Raw genomic sequence first — 17937 nt, 5'->3', positions numbered from 1 at the left:
CGATGATAGCCAGTATGGGAAAAATAGCCCTGGACTTTGGCCGCAGTATGAATCCTTCCTGCTGGAAGCCCCAGCGGTTACATGCTCATAATATTATCAATTCCAATAATGTAGGTAAGCCATTGATCCATAATAATTTCACCTGTCACAAGGCTCTCCATACCCGAGCCTATATCAAAAGCAACCTTCCCCAGCGATTTGGAGATAAAGGGGGCCAGAATTACTGCATTAATCCCCGCCGCCAGTAGACATAAATCAAAATCATAGCGGGCTATTTCCCTCTTTACCCGGGATATTTCTTCATATTCATAAATACTTACTGCTCCTATTATGTTACAATCCATCTCCTGCTTATAGTGCTCCTGTAGCGCTGCTTTAACTTTAGCAGCCTGGGAATTAACCAATAGTACCTTCTTTCCCCGGAGCATAGCTGCGAATTTATCCGGCTTTGAAAACATGATCACCCGGCGCAAATTAGCTTCAAAAATACGGGACGGATACAGGTTACAGGCAGCAAAAACCCTTTCAGTAAACTCACAAGCCGGTTTAACCAGCAGGTTATACCCCACTATATCCGCATCCCGGATTGCTGCCATAGCTTCATCACGGGCAGCAATATTAGGAAAACGAATACCGCGATGGTAAAAACCACTTATTTCGCCCCGATTAGCCACCTGGGCTTCCGGGTGATGTAATATTTCCTCTTCTGATAAAACCGTGTACTGGGCTAAGACAAAAGCTTCTGTAGCCCCTACCGATATAATTGAACAGGGCTCATTATTATCTAAAGCAGTCAGTATACTATCTAGGAGAACATCACTAGATAGATAAGCTGCTCCACCTTGCTGCCATCTAAAATCTCCCCTGGCGGGGCAGACTATGCCTACCGGTGAAACCAAATTAGAAACAACCGGCCGGGTTATCCCTGCCGCTGAAACTATATTAACGGGCTGATTTTTAGCCACTGTCCATCTAATTTCAGCCATATTATCCCCGTTACAGGCAACCGGTAAAACCTTATAAATTCCTATAACGGAATTTCCTCACCTCTTTCCCTTTTGGCTGCCGACTTGCTGACACCTTTCAAAAGCCAGCCGCCTCTAAATTCAGATATACTATCATATGAGTTTTGTATACCTAACGGTACTTAAAGCCAGGCTGCCCAGGAAGCACGGGGACCATCTCTCTTTGCTTTCCCTATTTTCCCATGGAACTCTTTAAATACCCTGTGTAATAATTACTTTCCAAAACAGACTTAACAATAAAAAAACCACTTAATTTTTTAAAAAAACTAAGTGGTCTAAAATCCCCTACCATTTAAAATTTTAATGACCTAAGTACCTACATAATATAAATGGTCGGAGTGACTGGACTTGAACCAGCGGCCTCTACGTCCCCAACGTAGCGCTCATACCAAACTGAGCTACACCCCGACGCAAGTGATATTGTATAACAGGAAATCGGTTTAGTCAAGTTAAATTACGGGTTAAAAACCCGGTAAAACTAAACCGGTGCCCCTAGTTTAAGATTAGCAGACTTCTTTCCCACTTCCCTGGGATCAAAGTACTTAAAAAAATCCTGCCTGCCCCCAATAAAGACAAGCAGACTCCCTTCATTTACTAAAAATTATTCAATTCTATCCAGATTAAACTTTTTATGCAAGACCCTTACTGCATCCTGGATACGATCTTCATCTACAACACAGGAAACCTTTATTTCCGAGGTGCTGATCATGTGAATATTGATATTCTCTTCTGCCAGGGCCTCAAACATATCGGCCGCCACACCAGTATTACTCTGCATACCAGCGCCAACTATAGATACTTTAGCCACACTATTGCCATAGGACATACCCGAAGCTCCGAGGGTTTTCACCAGTCTATCCACTACCGGTATCGCTCTTTCTAAATCATTTTCCTCAATAGTAAAAGCAATGTCATTACGATGATCGCGCATGGCACTTTGAATAACCATATCTACATTTATCCCCTCCTGTGCCAGTTGCTTAAAAAGTTCCCGGGCAATTCCCGGCCGGTCCGGTACATCAAAAATAGCAAAGCGGGCACAGTTCAGATCGTGAGCCACTCCGGTAACAACTCTATGTCCCTCCATATTCTTTCCCTCCGTTATAATGGTTCCAGGATGTTGGTTAAAGCTGCTGCGAACTTCAATCTCCATCTGGCACTGCATAGCATATTCTACTGCCCGGGGCTGCATAACTCCTGCTCCCAGGCTGGCCATTTCCAGCATTTCTCCATAGCTGACCATCGATAGTTTACGGGCTTCAGAAACCACACGCGGATCAGCAGTAAACACTCCATCAACATCGGTAAAAATCATACAACGGTCAGCCTTAATACTGTCCGCTAAGGCTACTGCACTAGTATCTGATCCGCCTCGGCCCAGGGTAGTGATATCCCCTTCGGGAGATATGCCTTGGAAACCAGCCACTACCACTACGAATCCCTGCTCCAGTTCGCTAGAAATGCGCTGGGCATCAACATCATCTATCTTGGCCTTACTATAATTAGAATTACTGTGTATACCTGCCTGCCAGCCGGTAAAAGAACGGGCCGGACAGTCCATATTATATAGGGTAAGAGCCAGCAAAGCTGCCGACTGCTGCTCACCGGTAGCCAAAAGCATATCCATTTCCCTGGTACACAGATTAGGTCCGGTAGCATGGGCCAACTCTATAAGCTCATCAGTAGTATCGCCCATAGCAGATACCACTACGACTAACTGATTACCTTCCTCTTTCATCTGCTTTATCCGCCGGGCTATATCCTTGATTTTTTCCAGTGAAGCTACGGAACTTCCGCCAAACTTGGCAACAATCAAACTCAAAATTCTCACTCCCTGTAACATATATGAAAAGATTCGCCAGCACGTGTTACACAGAACATGGTTTATAACACGGTGGCTCCGTGCTGATCAGCCTTAAGGCTGTAAACCCGGCAATTTACTCCCTGGCTTACAAAGGCTTCCTGCATAGCTGCTTTTAATTCTTTAGTATTATCCATGGTAAAGGCTATTATGGCAGGTCCGGCTCCACTCATGGCTACTCCCAGGGCTTTATTGTCCCGAGCCGCTTCCAATACGGCATCAAAACCAGGTATAAATTGTTTGCGCAAAGGCTGATAGATCATATCATCCATGGCCAAATCTATATGCTGGTAATCCCGATTAAAAATACTGGCCAATAAATAGCAGGCCCTCTGCAGATTGCTAACTGTATCCAGCAGTTTTACCTGATCAGGCAGTACTGACCGTGATTTACTAGTAGGTAAATCAAAATCAGGAACTGCTACCACCATATACAGATCAGAAGGAATCTCTACCTTCTGATAGTAAACCTTACCTTGGTACATCATAGCTGCGGTAAGTCCCCCTACCATGGCCGGTACAATATTGTCTGCATGGCCTTCCATTTCCACCGCCCACTGCATCAACTGACTGCAGGTAAAAGGCTCCTCCAGGAGCAAATTAGCAGCATACATACCGCCAACAATGGCTGCTGCACTACTACCTAGACCTTTGCCAACGGGAATATGGTTATTGATGACCAGACGATATCCAGGAAACTTACCTGCCTGCTTAAAAACCGGTTGCATCGCTTTAACTACTAAGTTTTTAGCTAGATCAAAGCGTATTATTTCCTCGCCTTCCCCTTTAAACTCAATCTCCTGTCCTGAGGCTAGTTCAACCTTGACCTGTAAATAAAGGTTAAGGGCTATACCCAGGGTGTCAAAACCAGGTCCCAGGTTAGCACTAGTAGCAGGAACCTTTACTGTAACCATACTACCTCCTGTAATACTTAACTAGGGTTTCTTTTTGTTCCTTCCAGGCGAATTACATTATCAATTTTGCCTACAATACTCATACCCTTTAATACAGTTAGGGCATCACGCAAATCCTGTTCCCTGACTTTATGGGTAATAAGTATTAATTCAGCCATTTCTACACCACTGCTCTTTTGTACTACGGTAGCGATACTAACATTATTACTTCCAAATACCCCGGCTATGCCTGCCAGTACTCCGGGACGATCCTTAACCGTCATCCGGATATAAAATTCAGCACTTAGCTGGTTAATATCTATTAAGGTTTTATCCTCATAACAGGTGCAACCAATACGAGCACAGGTATTATGGACCATATTGCGAACTATTTCAATTATATCACCTACTACAGCACTAGCAGTAGGCATTTGCCCAGCCCCGCGTCCATAATGCATAATTTCGCCAACAGCATCCCCCTGTACAAAAACAGCATTGAAAACATCATTAACCCCAGCCAATGGATGGGATTCTGGCAGGAAGGCCGGATGAACCCTGACCTGGATTCTTCCTTGCTCATCCTGTTTAGCAATAGCCAGCAGTTTAATAACATAGCCTAGTTCTGCCGCATAACCAATATCGGCTGGTGCTATAGAGGTAATTCCTTCTACGTAAACATCATCCAGAGTCACCCGGCTATTAAAAGCTATTGAGGCTAGAATAGCAATTTTTCGAGCCGCATCCAATCCCTCTACATCTGAGGAAGGATCAGCTTCTGCATAACCCATCTGCTGAGCCTCGGCCAGGACTTCTTCAAAATTACGGCCTTCCCGGCTCATTTTGGTCAGTATATAGTTAGTAGTACCATTTAGAATACCGATAACTTCAAGGATCTCATTACCAGCCAAAGACTGTTTTAGTGGATATATAATGGGAATACCACCGCCTACACTAGCCTCAAAGTAAAAATCAACATGGTTCTCCGTAGCCGTTGCAAAAATTTCTTTTCCTTTAACTGCAATCAAATCTTTATTGGCTGTAACCACGTGTTTACCTTTAGACATGGCTTCAATAATAAAACTAAAAGCGGGATCAATGCCCCCCATAAGTTCAACTACGATATCGATATCTGGATCATCTACAATATCTTTAAAATCGGAAGTAATCATTTCCTGGTTTAGCCCTAGATCCAAACATTTTTGCAGATCCCTTTCCAGTACCTTTTTTATGACTACGGAATCGCCGCTGCGATTACTAATGGTTTTAGCGTTCTTTTGCAAAAGTTTTATAACACCGGATCCAACCGTGCCACATCCTAATAGCCCTATATTAATCACTAACTTACCTCCTAGCTTTTACCTACCACTTCGACATTAATAACTCCATCCAGTTGTTTGAGTCTTTCCAGCATATCATCCACTGATACTACCATTTCATCCACACTTAAGGATAACGTAACATATGCCACCCCGTGAATGGGAAGGTTCTGGTTTATGGTTAAAACACTGGCATTTAGAGAAGCCACACAATTTAACACTCCCGATAAGACTCCGGAAATATGTTTTAAAAGCAGGGAAATATTCAATATATTAACATTATCAGCATTAAAAAATGAAAATACCCCATCTTTATACTTATAATATGTACTGCGCGCCATCTCTAATTTATCTACGGCATCCTGAATACTGTCCGCCTCCCCGCAAGCCAGCATTTCCTTGGCCATAGCCGTCTTGCGGATTGATTCTGGTAGTATATCCTCTCTGACCAGGTAGAATTCTTCTTTTTTTCCCGCCATTACCCAAACACCCCTGTCTGCGTGTGGTGGATTATTTTCTTCACAATACGGACATTATAGCATTCCTCTGGTAGGCTGGCAATGATTATTTGGGGAAAATTGTTGAAAGTTCTCATTTGACCTGACTCAAAGGGGCAGAATGGAGACCGTCCCTTACTTCCTGGGCATTAAAAAACCGGTCTACCGCCAATATGACAGTGACCGGTTTTGGTATTACCCTTTTATATGATTATACAAATCAAGCCTCCACTTCCCTCATTAACTATGCGCTGCAGGGTATCCTGTAATTTGACCTGGGCGTTCTCCGGCATCCGGTGCAGTTTATTCTGAATACCCTCCCGCACCAGATCGTGAAGTGACTTCCCAAAAATATTGGATTCCCAAATTTTAGTGGGATCCTCCTCAAATTCTTCCAGCATATAGCGTACCAATTCCTCACACTGTTTCTCGGTACCAATAATAGGAGTGATCTCAGTAGTTATATCAGCCCGGATAATATGGAGGGATGGAGCCTTAGCTTTAAGTTTAACACCAAAACGACTCCCCTGCCTGATTAGTTCCGGTTCTTCCAAGAACATCTCCTCCAGGCGGGGCGTAACTACTCCGTAACCGGTATCTTTTACTTCTTCCAGGGCGGAAGATACTTTGTCATACTCCCGCTTAGCTATGCTGAGATCCTTCATCAGACGCATGATGTCGTGAGTACCTTCCACTGGGAAACCGCTAACATCACTTAAAGAACGGTAGAATAGGTCTTCGGGAACGGTAACATCTATGGCAGCAGTCCCTGTACCCAGGTTCATATCTTCCAGGCTAACATAGCTTATATTTTCAATATCAGACAATTTTTCTATCGCTTTATCTATATCGCGTACTTTACGGACATCATTAAGTATTTCACGAATAGCCGTCTCCAGGTTATCTCTAAGCCAGAAGTCTTCATCCAACTCATCCACCCAGCGGGGAAGCTTGATATTGACTTCCTGAACCGGAAATTCGTAGAGGACTTCCTCTAATAACCCATAGATTTGCTCCATGGTCATCTGGGCAACATCAATGGGAATGACGCTAACCTCATATTTATCGCTTAATTCTTCGGCTAGATTGAGTGTTTCCCGGTCGTATGGCTTAACAGAATTAAGTAATATTATAAAAGGTTTGTTTAGTTCCCTTAACTCGGAAATAACCCTTTCTTCTGCCACAACATAGCTTTCCCTGGAAATATCACTTATGCTTCCATCTGTGGTGACTACGATTCCAATGGTAGAGTGATCTGCAATTACCTTCCTGGTCCCTATTTCGGCCGCTTCTTCAAAGGGAACCTCATAGTCAAACCAGGGAGTCTTTACCATACGAGGCTCTTCGTCCTCTACATAACCCAGGGCCCCGTCCACAGTATAGCCTACACAGTCAACAAGTCTAGCTTTTAAACTTAGCCCGTTGGCGGTAGAAATTTCTACTGCTTCGTTTGGCACGAATTTGGGTTCGGTAGTAGTGATAGTCTTTCCGGCACCACTCTGGGGAAGCTCGTCTTTTGCTCTTTCCCGATCATATATATCCTTAATGTTTGGTAAAATCATTAAATCCATAAACCGCTTTATAAAAGTCGATTTCCCGGTACGAACTGGTCCCACTACTCCCAGGTAAATATCGCCGCCCGTGCGTTCAGCAATATCCTGTAATATGTTGTTTCCTTCCACTCTTCTTTATCCCTCCCTTGATTTAGACTTTAAAGGCACCCTCCCTCCGATGCGGATACCTCTATTATTTGGCTACGCTATAACAATACAAATATATTTATCAATATACGGTAATATAACCAGAAAACAAAAAAAAGTGTGAGAAACTCACACTTCTTACCATTCATTTATTTCGTAGGTTATACCCCTGATTTCATGCTTCTTTTGTCGTTGCATCAGTTCATCCACTTCCCCACGAGGTGGTTTGCCCCGGAAAACAATATTATAACAGGCGTGGGTAATGGGCATTTCCACCTGGAATTCGTTGGCCAATCGATCCACCACCCGGGTAGTATGTATTCCCTCCACTACCATCCCCACCTGATGCATAACTTCCTCTTTGGGTAAGCCCCGGCCAATAAGTTCCCCGGCTCGCAGGTTGCGGGAAAGACGACTGCCACAAGTTACCACCAGATCTCCTATACCGCTTAAACCTGAAAACGTGCGGTAATCCCCTCCCATGGTAACTCCCATGCGGATAATTTCAGTAAGTCCCCGGGTGATCAGGGCTGCTTTAGTATTGTCACCATAGCCTAAACCCTCTACGATTCCAGTAGCCAGAGCCACAATATTCTTAAGAGCACCCCCCAGTTCAACACCAGGCACATCCGGATTAGTATAAACCCGGAAAAAGGGTGCCATGTAAAGGTCCTGCACTAAAAAAGCAGTATCCTGCTTAAATGCTGCAACAGTTACTGCCGTAGGAAGTGACCGGGCTACTTCTTCGGCATGACTAGGTCCAGATAGTACGGCATAACTATCACGTATCCCCCGGCCCATTTCGTCTTCTATAACCTGACTCATCCGCATACCCGTATTAATCTCTATCCCTTTTGCAGTGTTGACAATCACTGGATGGCCGTGCAAAACAGGACCCACCCTCTTAACCACCTCACGAACCACCTGGGCGGGAACAGCCAGAATAAGTACCTCGATATTATCCAGAGCCTGTTCTAAATCTGATGTAATCTCAATGTTGTTTGGGATTTTAACTCCCGGCAAAAAACGTGTATTTTCACGGCCAGTACGCATATCCTCAATACCGTCCTCAGGCCTTCCCCATAACACCAAACTATCCAGTTTACGACTCAGCAATACGGCCTGAGCAGTACCCCAACTACCTGCGCCTAATACACTAACCTTTTTCATGATGCCTCCTAAAATTTTACGGTTATTGGCCAAGTTTAGGTTCAGTACCTTTTCGCAAGCGCACAATATTCCCCCGATGCCGGTAGATAACCAGCGCTGCTAGTAAAATACTTAAAACAATATTATACCAGGATTGGTCAAAAACTACCGTTAGTACTGGAAAAACTACCGCCACAGTAATTGAACCTAATGAAACATAACGGAACATCCACACGATAACAATAAATATGGCCAGCAGTATTAATACCTGCTGGTAGGAGAAGAAAATTATAATACCGGCCGAAGTTGCTACGGCTTTCCCACCTTTAAAACCTAAAAAGATTGAATAACAATGTCCTACTGCTGCTGCCAGCGGACAGGCGATTATCATAAATGGTATTCCACTATTAACACCGAGCCAGGCAGTTACAATCCCTTTGAATACATCCCCTATCAGAGATAGTATAGCAATACCCGGCCCCGCCGTACGTAATACATTCGTGGCCCCTACATTTCCACTACCCTGAGAGCGAATATCGACCTTGCCTACGAATCTGCTGAAAATGTAGGAAAACGGAATGGAACCTATTAAGTAACAAACCACAATTAATGCTACTTCTTTCAAAAATACCCCCCCATCCTTTAACTATTGCATATCCCGTTTTTTCTGGCGTACGATTTGCCTGATCGGGGTTCCTTCAAAACCAAAATTCTGGCGTAAAACATTTTCCAAATACCTGAGGTATGAGAAATGTACTAACTCCGGGTCATTGGCAAAATAGACAAAGGTAGGTGGAGCAGTTCGTACCTGGGTCGTATAATAAATACGTCCTTTTTTGCCTCCCCCACCAGGAAGAGGATTTAATAAGGTCGCTTCATTAACTACCTGGTTTAATTCTGCAGTATTAATCCTGCGGTGGTGCTGCTCCACCACAAAATTAGCAATATCAATGATCTGATATATCCGTTTTCGCGTGAGAGCTGACACATATAGGATAGGCGAGTAGGATAAAAATTTCAATTCGTCACGAATATCCTGGTCGAAGCGGTGCATAGTTTTACCATCCTTATCCACCAGGTCCCATTTATTCACAACCATAATATTAGCCTTGGCTTGTTCATGAACATATCCGGCAATTCTTTTATCCTGCTCTAATACCCCCTCGGTAGCATCAAGTACGATTAGTACCACATCAGCCCTTTCAATACTCTTTAAAGACCTTATCACACTATACCGTTCTGTAGCCTCCCGGATGCGGGATTTCCTTCTTATGCCAGCCGTATCGATAAGAACGTATTTCTGCCCCTGGTATTCAAAGGGAGTGTCTATAGCATCACGAGTCGTACCGGGAATATCGCTGACAATAACCCGGTCCTCCCCTAACAGGGAGTTTATCATAGAAGACTTACCTACATTAGGCCGTCCCACTATAGCGATTTTAATGGCGTCAATTTCGTCTTCCTCTTCACGAACCGGCCCAAATTTATTGACTACTGCATCCAGCAAATCATTAGTATTTAAACCATGCATCGCGGACAAGGGTATAGGATCTCCCAGTCCTAAATTGTAAAATTCATAATATTCCAGTTGTTTATTGAAATTCTCTACTTTGTTGGCTGCCAGCACCACCGGCCGATTAGATTTACGCAGCATATCAGCTACCTGTTCATCTTCATGGGTTATCCCTTCCCGGGCATCTACCACCAGAATAATAACACCAGCTTCATCAATAGCCAGCTCGGCCTGCAATTTTACTTCACGGGCAAATATATCCCCTTCATCAAAGCGAATCCCCCCCGTATCGATAATAATAAACTCACGACCATCCCAATCAGTAATGTCGTAAAGCCTATCCCGGGTTACCCCAGGAATATCTTCTACGATCGCTTTGCGGGCTCCTACCAGCCGGTTAAAAAGGGTAGATTTACCCACATTAGGTCGACCAACAATAGCCACCACTGGTTTACCCATATATATTCCTCCATATATACCCGATCTATTACCATAGTTTGCATTTATAGTTTACGGGTTTATAATAGCTTCTACCAACGATTGGGCAGTTCCATCCACCGTACGAAAGCAAGCCCCCGTAAATCTGATTAATTCTTCTAATGATATGTCATCTAAAAAAACGGTATTTCCCTCTTTAAAAACGATATCAGGAATAATTACCTTTTTCCCTTTATAATTTTTCCCTAAAACCCTTATTATATCGCTGCCGGTAAGTAATCCGGTAACAGTTACTCCCCCGCCAAAAAACAGGTTAGCCACCGGTAAGAAATGCACCTTAAGGCCTTGAATTAGGTTCAACTTGTCTATTATAGGACGTAAAACCGGATCTGCCGACTGTCCAGTTAGTACGAATACCTCCTGGTTAACTGGTACTCGCACCGGTAGCGAACCTTCCAGCTGGGAAAATTCATCCTGGAACATGCGAACTAAGCCGATCCCGTTTTCAATCTGACAGTAATCATCATAATATTCCCCGGAAGGTACCGGTTTACCTGCTTTTATATAGAATTCATCTGCCACATATACAAGGCCCCTCCCCCATTTGCTACGGTATTTCTTCTGCCAGACATCTCCCCGATCGATTATTTCACGAGCCAACCGGCTATTTATCGCCTGCAATCCAGGTAAGTTCTGGCGATGACCAGTTAACCCCACCGGGACAATACCTACTGAAGCTACTGCCGGATAAAAGGAAGCTAGATCATTGATGGTCTTTTCTAATTCTTGCCCATCATTAATTCCCGGACACAAGACTATCTGCGTGTGCACTTCAATTCCGGCTGCTTGTAAACGGGAAAGATCTTCAAGAATAGAAACTGCCCTGGGATTATTCATCATCCGGGCTCTTAATTCGGGGGAAGTGGTATGAACAGAAACATAAAGCGGGCTTAAACGCATAGTCGTAATCTTGTCCCAATCATAATCCTTAAGATTAGTCAGCGTAATATAATTTCCATACAGAAAAGAATAACGATAATCATCATCTTTAACATATAAAGTTCTGCGCATATTAGGGGGTAGCTGATCTACAAAACAGAACAGACAGCGATTGTGGCAGGCTCTGATACGGTCAAAAACAGCCTGGTCAAATACTATTCCCAGATCCTCATCAAAATCCTTATCAATTTCCAGAGTCCAGACTTCACCATTAGGCTTTACAACATCTATAACCAGGAAATCATCCTGCCCATAAAATTTATAGTCAAGTACATCATCTATTTTGTGACCATTAATTTCCTGCACAATATCACCGGTTTCCAGACCCATTTCATCCGCTATGCTGCCGGTTACTACCCTGCTAATATTAGCCCCCACTAAGATTACCTCCACTTGCCTTGATTAATTCCTTACCCATTATCTGATAAATGAGCCTACCATGCAAGGTGGACAATAAGGGACTTAATAGCCTTAATGTAATGGCTGTTTTCCCTTTTTATGCTGGGTCTCTGCTTTAACTAACCTCATTTGTTGGCAAAGATTATCAAAGTGGCGTTTTACCAGCAGGCTACTAACATAACGATTTATATGATGGCCACCCATGAAATGAGGCAGGCCAGCTACTATATCCAGCCACCCTGACCCGTCTATGAATACCGGCTTTATTAAAAGATCTTCTTCTGAACACCCTAACAAAGCCCGCAGGTCTTCCAGAGTACGCTGACCCATGGCTACATCTTTTCCTACCCCCAGGGTATAAATCTGGTTGCCCTGATCATCTGTACCGATATAAATTGGAAATCCGCTGGCATCAAGGGACATATCACCATAGCCCTCAATCGTATTAAGCCGGTCCTGGTGGTCTATTCTGTTCATATAAATATAGGCAGCTACCAGAGCATGATGAACCCCGGTATTGGCAATGAAAATTATTTTCATTTAGCCGTCCCTATCCCGGTAATTTTAAGTTTTGTAATCTCCACCAGACGAACCAGGTCCAGGTAGGCATCCTGAGTACCCCAGCCTACTATAGGCCGTCCCAGAGAAACAATCCCAGCTCGCCGCGACATAAAACCGCCTATTTTCATAATCCAGTTAACACTGTTAATACAATTTATTGCCATTACCTCATCCTGGTATCCTAATATTCCCGCCACCCCCATTATAATATGACTATAGCGGTCACCCAGGCTTTTTTTCCCCAGTACATAAACTTCATTTTCATTTTTATCGACACCCATAAACCGAATGGAACCGAAATCAGCATTAGTAGTCTTATCAAAATATGGCAGGGCCATAAGTTCTTCCAGGGTGGGGGGACGATCTTTCCCAACCAGGCCCAAGTGAATAGCAGCAGCTACTACCGATGAATGGGATCCACCAAAACAATGATATATAATTTTCATTACTTAGACCTCCTGGCCCGATTCCCGGGCAGGTATTAGATTTGGCCATAGTATAGTAAAAAGCTTGCTAAATTTATGAAGGAAAAACACACCTAATGTCGGGAGATAAAATATACCCCATTTTCCAGATCATGAACATTCCCCCCCAGTACCCGGGCTAAATAAAGACTCATTTTCTTTTGTTGATCCTGATTTTCGGCCAGGAAAACTGGACAACCTCCCCCATTTACCTTATTAGTATCCAGGGTAATTATGGCCAGGATAAATTCGGAAATCCTGGTATCCATTAATCAGCCGCCTTTCTTCCAAAATAGCTTTTTAATGTAGTTCCCCGGGCTGTTTCCAATACCGGAACCTTTTTGATAATCTCCATTAAAAAATCTAAATCCGGCTCATTAGCAACTATAAACAAGGCTAAATAACCTTTATCCACCTGCTTGCGAGCCAGGGGAATCAAATCTGTTTCTGCAATATCTACCTTGCTTCCCAATATGGACACAACATCGTGGATAATAGCCATACGCTGCCCGGGAGCATCCAGGGTAAGGCGGGCATCATCATTTTTGGGCTTAATAATAACCCCCATACCTTCTCGTAATATTTTTTCGCGTACTTCGGGCAACCCAATATTCATAATAACAACATCGGCTACCATTAGCAGAGCCCCCTGAAAATGCACCTCAGCTGGTTCAACATCCGCTATTTCTCCCACCTGCTGACCGCTCATAAGTTTAACTGAAAAAAATATGCAAATAGGAGCGATCAAAAAGGCATACCCCCAGTCCAGCCAATGAACTACTATACTAGTTAGCAGCGCTGTAACAATTACCAGATAGTTACGCGCTTCAAATACCCGGGCAATGCCTTCAATATAATCAGTACCCCGACGCACCAGTTTAGTTTCTTCCAGTTTTAAAAGGGTCTCCCTTTCCATATTACGCACATCACGAAATTGCTGAGCCGCCAGCACCAGAAACGTTACTGCCACATAATCCGGTTTAGTAATAGCCGGTACAGCCACTGCCCCCAGGCTGGCTGCGATAAAGCCAACAGCCAGATGGGTAAGCTGTCCATGGGGATAAGTAGGGTAGTGACGATAATCACTGCGCAGCATAATCCAGCGTGCCAAAAATCCCGCCACTACCCCGGCTACAATAACAACCACATATTTAGGCATGTTATTTCTTAACCGACCCTTTATTCAAAAAATAATACCCAGCGGCGGCAGCTGCCAAAACTACCAGGATAATTAATACGGTAGTTCCCGAACCCTGACTATTATCTACCGCCGGTTTGGCAGCAGGTGTAGTACCTTGGACATTAGATACACCTAAAACAACCGGAACCGTATTCGCAAAAAGCCGCACCCCTTTTTCCGCATCTGTTTTATTATTGGTATGGGCACCGACCTCGATCAGCATCGAACGTGGACTTAAATCTTGATTATAATCACCCTTACCTAAGAAAATACCGTTGGATAACCCTGGAGTTTGTTTATCCATAACCGCTTTAATACGTTTGGCGAATTCCAGATTAGTTTTCATATTAGGGTTAGTACGACCCACCACCAACTTAACTTTGGTAACTTCCTTTCCATTTACCTCAGCACTATATTGACTGGCAGGTACCGCATCCCGATGAATATCAATTACAGCATCAGGAGCTGTTTTCCGGATTAATTGCAGAGCCGTACGCCGGGAACGGTTATAGGCATTAATATCATGGGGGTTATGGTTATTAACGTTATAGTCTACATTTAACCCCAGCTCACGTAATCGATTTACAAACACCTGCCCGACATCATATATTCCACCATTACCATTGATACTTTCTTTGCCATCGGTAGGAACATAAGACTCATCACTGTGGGTATGATATACCGCAATAGTCGGTTTTTTCCCAGGATTTGCTGCCGGGACACTTTGATCAGTAAAAAACCAGGCATTTTTTTGTTGATTAAAACTTAAAGATGGTAAACGCTCCTGCCCCTGGTATACACAACGGGCCGTATCACCAATAACCTCTACCACCTTATAGCGAGAATTATCCGTGCTTATATATTCATCACCTTCATAAACATGCATTCCCGTCTGATGTATTACATTACTGTTTTCATCTACCAGAGTGTAATATTTGCCCCCCGACATTTCTTCATGCCCGGCTAACCCCACCGAACAACTGGTGAAGAAGAATACTCCCGCTAATATTATAACCCATAGCTTTTTAATCACCCTGCTCACCTCCCTCTTCGGATTCCTCCTGAACCGGTTTTCTGGCTGGTTCTGGCTCTTGTAGATTTTTAATCAATTCCTCCGGCCTACCCTCGACAGCAGGACCACCCTGTATCCGTTCCAGGGTCTCACCGATTAACTCCGCTAATAATACGGCCAAAATTCCGGCTAGGATCAGAGAATCAAAAGCCCCGGCTCCTCCAACATGTACTGTTCCCCGTACCCCAGTTCGGACCAAGTAAATATATTGCCCGACATCAAGTGCAAGTACCCCCATAACCGCCGCAAAAAATGCCCCTCGTCGGGATCTCCCGGCCAGATAACCAACCACACCAGCTACCAGCGGATAAATATAAAGAGGATCAATAAATATTTCTTCTGGCTCCGCTCCCAGGAAACGCCCCGCTAAAAATAAGGCTAAAGCAGTTACAGCCGCTGCCAGTATAGCCCGTATCTTTTCATAAGCAGTACCTGCTCCCACCAGAAGATAGATAGCTAAACCTACTGCAATTAATCCCCCCAGATTTATGGTCACCCGTCCTCCCAGAGGGATATCAATAAAACTTCCTACAATTATTAACGCAATAATCCCCAGAGCAGCCCGGTCAGATAAGCGTAGACGGTCTAGAACTCTATGAGCAACGCCAAAATATATAAGTATAGAAACAATAACCAATGCAATCAAACCAAAAGGGAAATTTGCCACTTTATCCACCCTTCCATTCGGATATTTGACAATAGATTTCCCTTTTGATCATCAAATATGTAATTTATTCAAAACAAAATCACGAGGAAGCAGGGGTACGGTCCCTTTACTTCCCTCACCTGGCATCTTCACAAGATCACATCCAAAAACAAGGGACGGTCCTTTCGCTTTCTTCCTCCTTAAAACGGAAAAAGAAAGCAAAAGGACCGTCCCTGCGCTTCCCCCGTGCTTCCTAACGTCGGGCCCATTGGCTTCTATCTATGCCCCGAGCGGTTAACCAATCGGCGGTTTCTCCTAGTATTACCAGCGGTTTTTGCCTTATCTGGTGGATATTAAGGGCTCCGCTCATTAAAAATACGGCTTTAAGACGGTATATAAACTCCTCCATACTTTTTTCTAGTTTTACCGCCCCATCCTGCAGAAGTATCTTTAAAAAAAGCCCGGCAATGCCTACTAGATCAGCCCCCATAGCTAATGATTTAACTGCGTCCAGAGCAGTACGAATACCACCTGAAGCAATTACCTGTACTGGTAACTTAAGGTCTAGAACTTCGGCCAGACTAACTGCTGATGGTATACCCCATACATCAAGTTCATGCCCAAAGTTTCCATCCCGGTTATCTTCAATTACTACAAAATTTGTTCCGCCTTTTCCTCCGGTATCAAAGACCCGTACCCCGGCCTCATACAACACCTGGATAGCTTCCCGGGAAAAACCAAAACCAACCTCTTTGGCTATTATGGGTACTGACGATAGGTCTACAATTCGAGCTACATTATCTAATAAGCCTTTAAAACAGCGATCACCTTCGGGCATAGCCATTTCTTGAGGAATATTAAAATGAAGCTGTAAGGCATCCGCCTGTATCATATCCACCGCCCGGATAGCTTCCCCGGACAAAGTCCCGGCACTGACATTAGCAATAATTAATCCCTGGGGATTAACATCACGTACTACAGTAAAAGTACCCGTAAGCCCGGGATCATGTAATGCGATAGTTTGCGATCCCACTGCCATGCCCATGCCAAAACAGCCGGCCAGCTCTGCCAGTACCGCATTAATACGCTCAGCCTGAGGAGTTCCACCAGTAAGGGCATTAATAATTAAAGGTATCTGTAAAGGTTTACCGACAAAGCTGGTGCTTAAGTCTATATCCGCCAGATCCAATTCAGGAACCGAGCAGTTAATCATATGAATATCTTGAAAACCGCTAGATGATGGACCGTCCTGAAGGCGAGCCGCAATGGCAATGTGCTCCGCTTTACGCTGACTACGAATCACAACAACCTCCCTGCCATTTTTTGGGCATCAAGCAAGGCATCTGGATCGTTAACATTAAAAAACAATTCCTGGATAGACCCAAATTGTTGTATTTGTTCTTTTTCTATAAGTACTAAATCCAATTCCTCTATTAAAAGGATAAGTTTAAGTTTGTCCTCTTCCAAACTCCTGGTAAAGGACGGCAGCGCCTTTTTACTGTATACCGCTGCTGTCGGTTGTAAACAGCCGTCAATTTTCGGAATAGCGCATTCATGGGTTCCTAATTGCCCTAGCATATAACGTATTAAGGATGGATTTATAAAAGGCATATCACAGGCTAAAATAAAAATTTTCGAATAAAGGGCATGGTGTAGACCTGCATGGATTCCGGCTACCGGTCCACGCCTAGGGTATACATCAGTTACCACCTTTAACCCTAAATGCTCATATTCTTCAGGATCATTACTTACGATTAAAATCTCGGCAAATAAAGCCTGGAATTTTTCAATAATAATTTCTATGGCGGTACTGCTACCAATGGGAGCAAAAGCCTTGTTAAATTTCATCCGGGAGCTCTTTCCCCCTGCCAATATTACTCCGCTTGCTCTCATTTTTACCTCTTTTCCTCTTATTAGGTTTTGTCTTTTACTTAAAGCTTATCCCACGCCTTTATAGGTATAAAAAAAGCTGCCCCCGGCAGCTTTAAAAACTCAGTCCTCATCCACCGCTACCACTGGCCCCGCATCCCGGGCGAGCACATGCTGGAGCAGGGCTTTTGGATCCCCCAGTGGTGCTAAACATAGACAAAAGCTGTTTTACATTAGATGCGCCACACTTCGGGCACCTAACCTTATCCTTATCTTTATTGGCAATCATAAGGTCAAATTTTTCCCCACATTCCCGGCAAGAAAAATCAAAAATAGGCATACCTTCACACTCCTA

General features: G+C 43.8%; 19 protein-coding genes and 1 tRNA gene. All 20 read right to left on the bottom strand.

Features of this window, described 5'->3' with window-relative positions; genetic code table 11:
• Positions 1 to 77: 77 nt before the first annotated feature.
• Positions 78 to 986, bottom strand: a complete 909-nt coding sequence (locus tag ACZ5Q0_RS10165) for a GT-D fold domain-containing glycosyltransferase (protein ID WP_446818088.1) — start codon at positions 984 to 986, stop codon at positions 78 to 80.
• 369 nt (positions 987 to 1355) lie between these two features.
• A tRNA-Pro gene (locus ACZ5Q0_RS10160) sits at positions 1356 to 1433 on the bottom strand.
• A 193-nt stretch (positions 1434 to 1626) separates the two neighbouring features.
• Entirely contained in the window at positions 1627 to 2847 is a 1221-nt protein-coding gene (locus tag ACZ5Q0_RS10155; protein WP_446818089.1) for an aspartate kinase, read from the bottom strand.
• A 62-nt stretch (positions 2848 to 2909) separates the two neighbouring features.
• The gene (gene thrB, locus ACZ5Q0_RS10150) at positions 2910 to 3800 is read right to left on the bottom strand and encodes a homoserine kinase (RefSeq protein ID WP_447182511.1); all 891 of its coding nucleotides are present in this window, start codon (positions 3798 to 3800) and stop codon (positions 2910 to 2912) included.
• A 17-nt stretch (positions 3801 to 3817) separates the two neighbouring features.
• Positions 3818 to 5116, bottom strand: a complete 1299-nt coding sequence (locus ACZ5Q0_RS10145; protein ID WP_447182510.1) for a homoserine dehydrogenase — start codon at positions 5114 to 5116, stop codon at positions 3818 to 3820.
• An 11-nt stretch (positions 5117 to 5127) separates the two neighbouring features.
• The gene (locus tag ACZ5Q0_RS10140) at positions 5128 to 5574 is read right to left on the bottom strand and encodes an ACT domain-containing protein (RefSeq protein WP_446818092.1); all 447 of its coding nucleotides are present in this window, start codon (positions 5572 to 5574) and stop codon (positions 5128 to 5130) included.
• Between the two features lie 221 nt (positions 5575 to 5795).
• Positions 5796 to 7274, bottom strand: coding sequence for a stage IV sporulation protein A (gene spoIVA, locus ACZ5Q0_RS10135; protein ID WP_446818094.1), 1479 nt, complete (start codon positions 7272 to 7274; stop codon positions 5796 to 5798).
• A 156-nt stretch (positions 7275 to 7430) separates the two neighbouring features.
• Entirely contained in the window at positions 7431 to 8462 is a 1032-nt protein-coding gene (locus ACZ5Q0_RS10130) for an NAD(P)H-dependent glycerol-3-phosphate dehydrogenase (protein WP_446818096.1), read from the bottom strand.
• A 22-nt stretch (positions 8463 to 8484) separates the two neighbouring features.
• Positions 8485 to 9066 (bottom strand): glycerol-3-phosphate 1-O-acyltransferase PlsY, encoded by a 582-nt coding sequence (gene plsY, locus ACZ5Q0_RS10125; protein ID WP_446818098.1) that lies wholly within the window; start codon positions 9064 to 9066, stop codon positions 8485 to 8487.
• 21 nt (positions 9067 to 9087) lie between these two features.
• Positions 9088 to 10413, bottom strand: coding sequence for a ribosome biogenesis GTPase Der (der, locus tag ACZ5Q0_RS10120; protein WP_446818100.1), 1326 nt, complete (start codon positions 10411 to 10413; stop codon positions 9088 to 9090).
• 51 nt (positions 10414 to 10464) lie between these two features.
• A complete protein-coding gene (locus ACZ5Q0_RS10115; RefSeq protein ID WP_446818101.1) occupies positions 10465 to 11769 on the bottom strand; it encodes a DUF512 domain-containing protein in 1305 nt (434 codons plus the stop codon).
• Positions 11770 to 11862: 93 nt separating this feature from the next.
• Positions 11863 to 12330, bottom strand: coding sequence for a DUF3189 family protein (locus ACZ5Q0_RS10110; protein WP_446818103.1), 468 nt, complete (start codon positions 12328 to 12330; stop codon positions 11863 to 11865).
• Complete coding sequence (locus ACZ5Q0_RS10105) at positions 12327 to 12797, bottom strand: DUF3189 family protein (protein ID WP_447182509.1); 471 nt, start codon at positions 12795 to 12797, stop codon at positions 12327 to 12329. The genes ACZ5Q0_RS10110 and ACZ5Q0_RS10105 overlap by 4 nt, the downstream gene beginning before the upstream one ends.
• 92 nt (positions 12798 to 12889) lie before the next feature.
• Positions 12890 to 13084: a capping complex subunit for YIEGIA gene (locus ACZ5Q0_RS10100; RefSeq protein WP_446818107.1), complete on the bottom strand. Its 195-nt coding sequence runs from the start codon at positions 13082 to 13084 to the stop codon at positions 12890 to 12892.
• On the bottom strand, positions 13084 to 13974 hold the full coding sequence (locus tag ACZ5Q0_RS10095) for a YIEGIA family protein (protein WP_446818108.1): 891 nt from the start codon (positions 13972 to 13974) through the stop codon (positions 13084 to 13086). The genes ACZ5Q0_RS10100 and ACZ5Q0_RS10095 overlap by 1 nt, the downstream gene beginning before the upstream one ends.
• Position 13975: 1 nt before the next feature.
• Positions 13976 to 15028 (bottom strand): stage II sporulation protein P, encoded by a 1053-nt coding sequence (gene spoIIP, locus ACZ5Q0_RS10090; RefSeq protein WP_446818110.1) that lies wholly within the window; start codon positions 15026 to 15028, stop codon positions 13976 to 13978.
• Complete coding sequence (locus ACZ5Q0_RS10085; RefSeq protein WP_464827131.1) at positions 15021 to 15743, bottom strand: DUF1614 domain-containing protein; 723 nt, start codon at positions 15741 to 15743, stop codon at positions 15021 to 15023. Before ACZ5Q0_RS10085 ends, spoIIP begins: the two co-directional genes overlap by 8 nt.
• Positions 15744 to 15966: 223 nt before the next feature.
• Positions 15967 to 17016, bottom strand: a complete 1050-nt coding sequence (gene fni, locus ACZ5Q0_RS10080) for a type 2 isopentenyl-diphosphate Delta-isomerase (RefSeq protein WP_446818114.1) — start codon at positions 17014 to 17016, stop codon at positions 15967 to 15969.
• Entirely contained in the window at positions 17013 to 17561 is a 549-nt protein-coding gene (mobA, locus tag ACZ5Q0_RS10075; protein ID WP_464827130.1) for a molybdenum cofactor guanylyltransferase, read from the bottom strand. The genes fni and mobA overlap by 4 nt, the downstream gene beginning before the upstream one ends.
• A 151-nt stretch (positions 17562 to 17712) precedes the next feature.
• Positions 17713 to 17922, bottom strand: a complete 210-nt coding sequence (locus ACZ5Q0_RS10070) for an FmdB family zinc ribbon protein (protein WP_446818118.1) — start codon at positions 17920 to 17922, stop codon at positions 17713 to 17715.
• Positions 17923 to 17937 lie beyond the last annotated feature (15 nt).

Source organism: Syntrophomonas erecta subsp. sporosyntropha, from assembly GCF_055395365.1.
The sequence above is the reverse complement of the archived record's forward strand: the minus strand, read 5'-3'. Positions and strand labels throughout refer to the sequence as shown.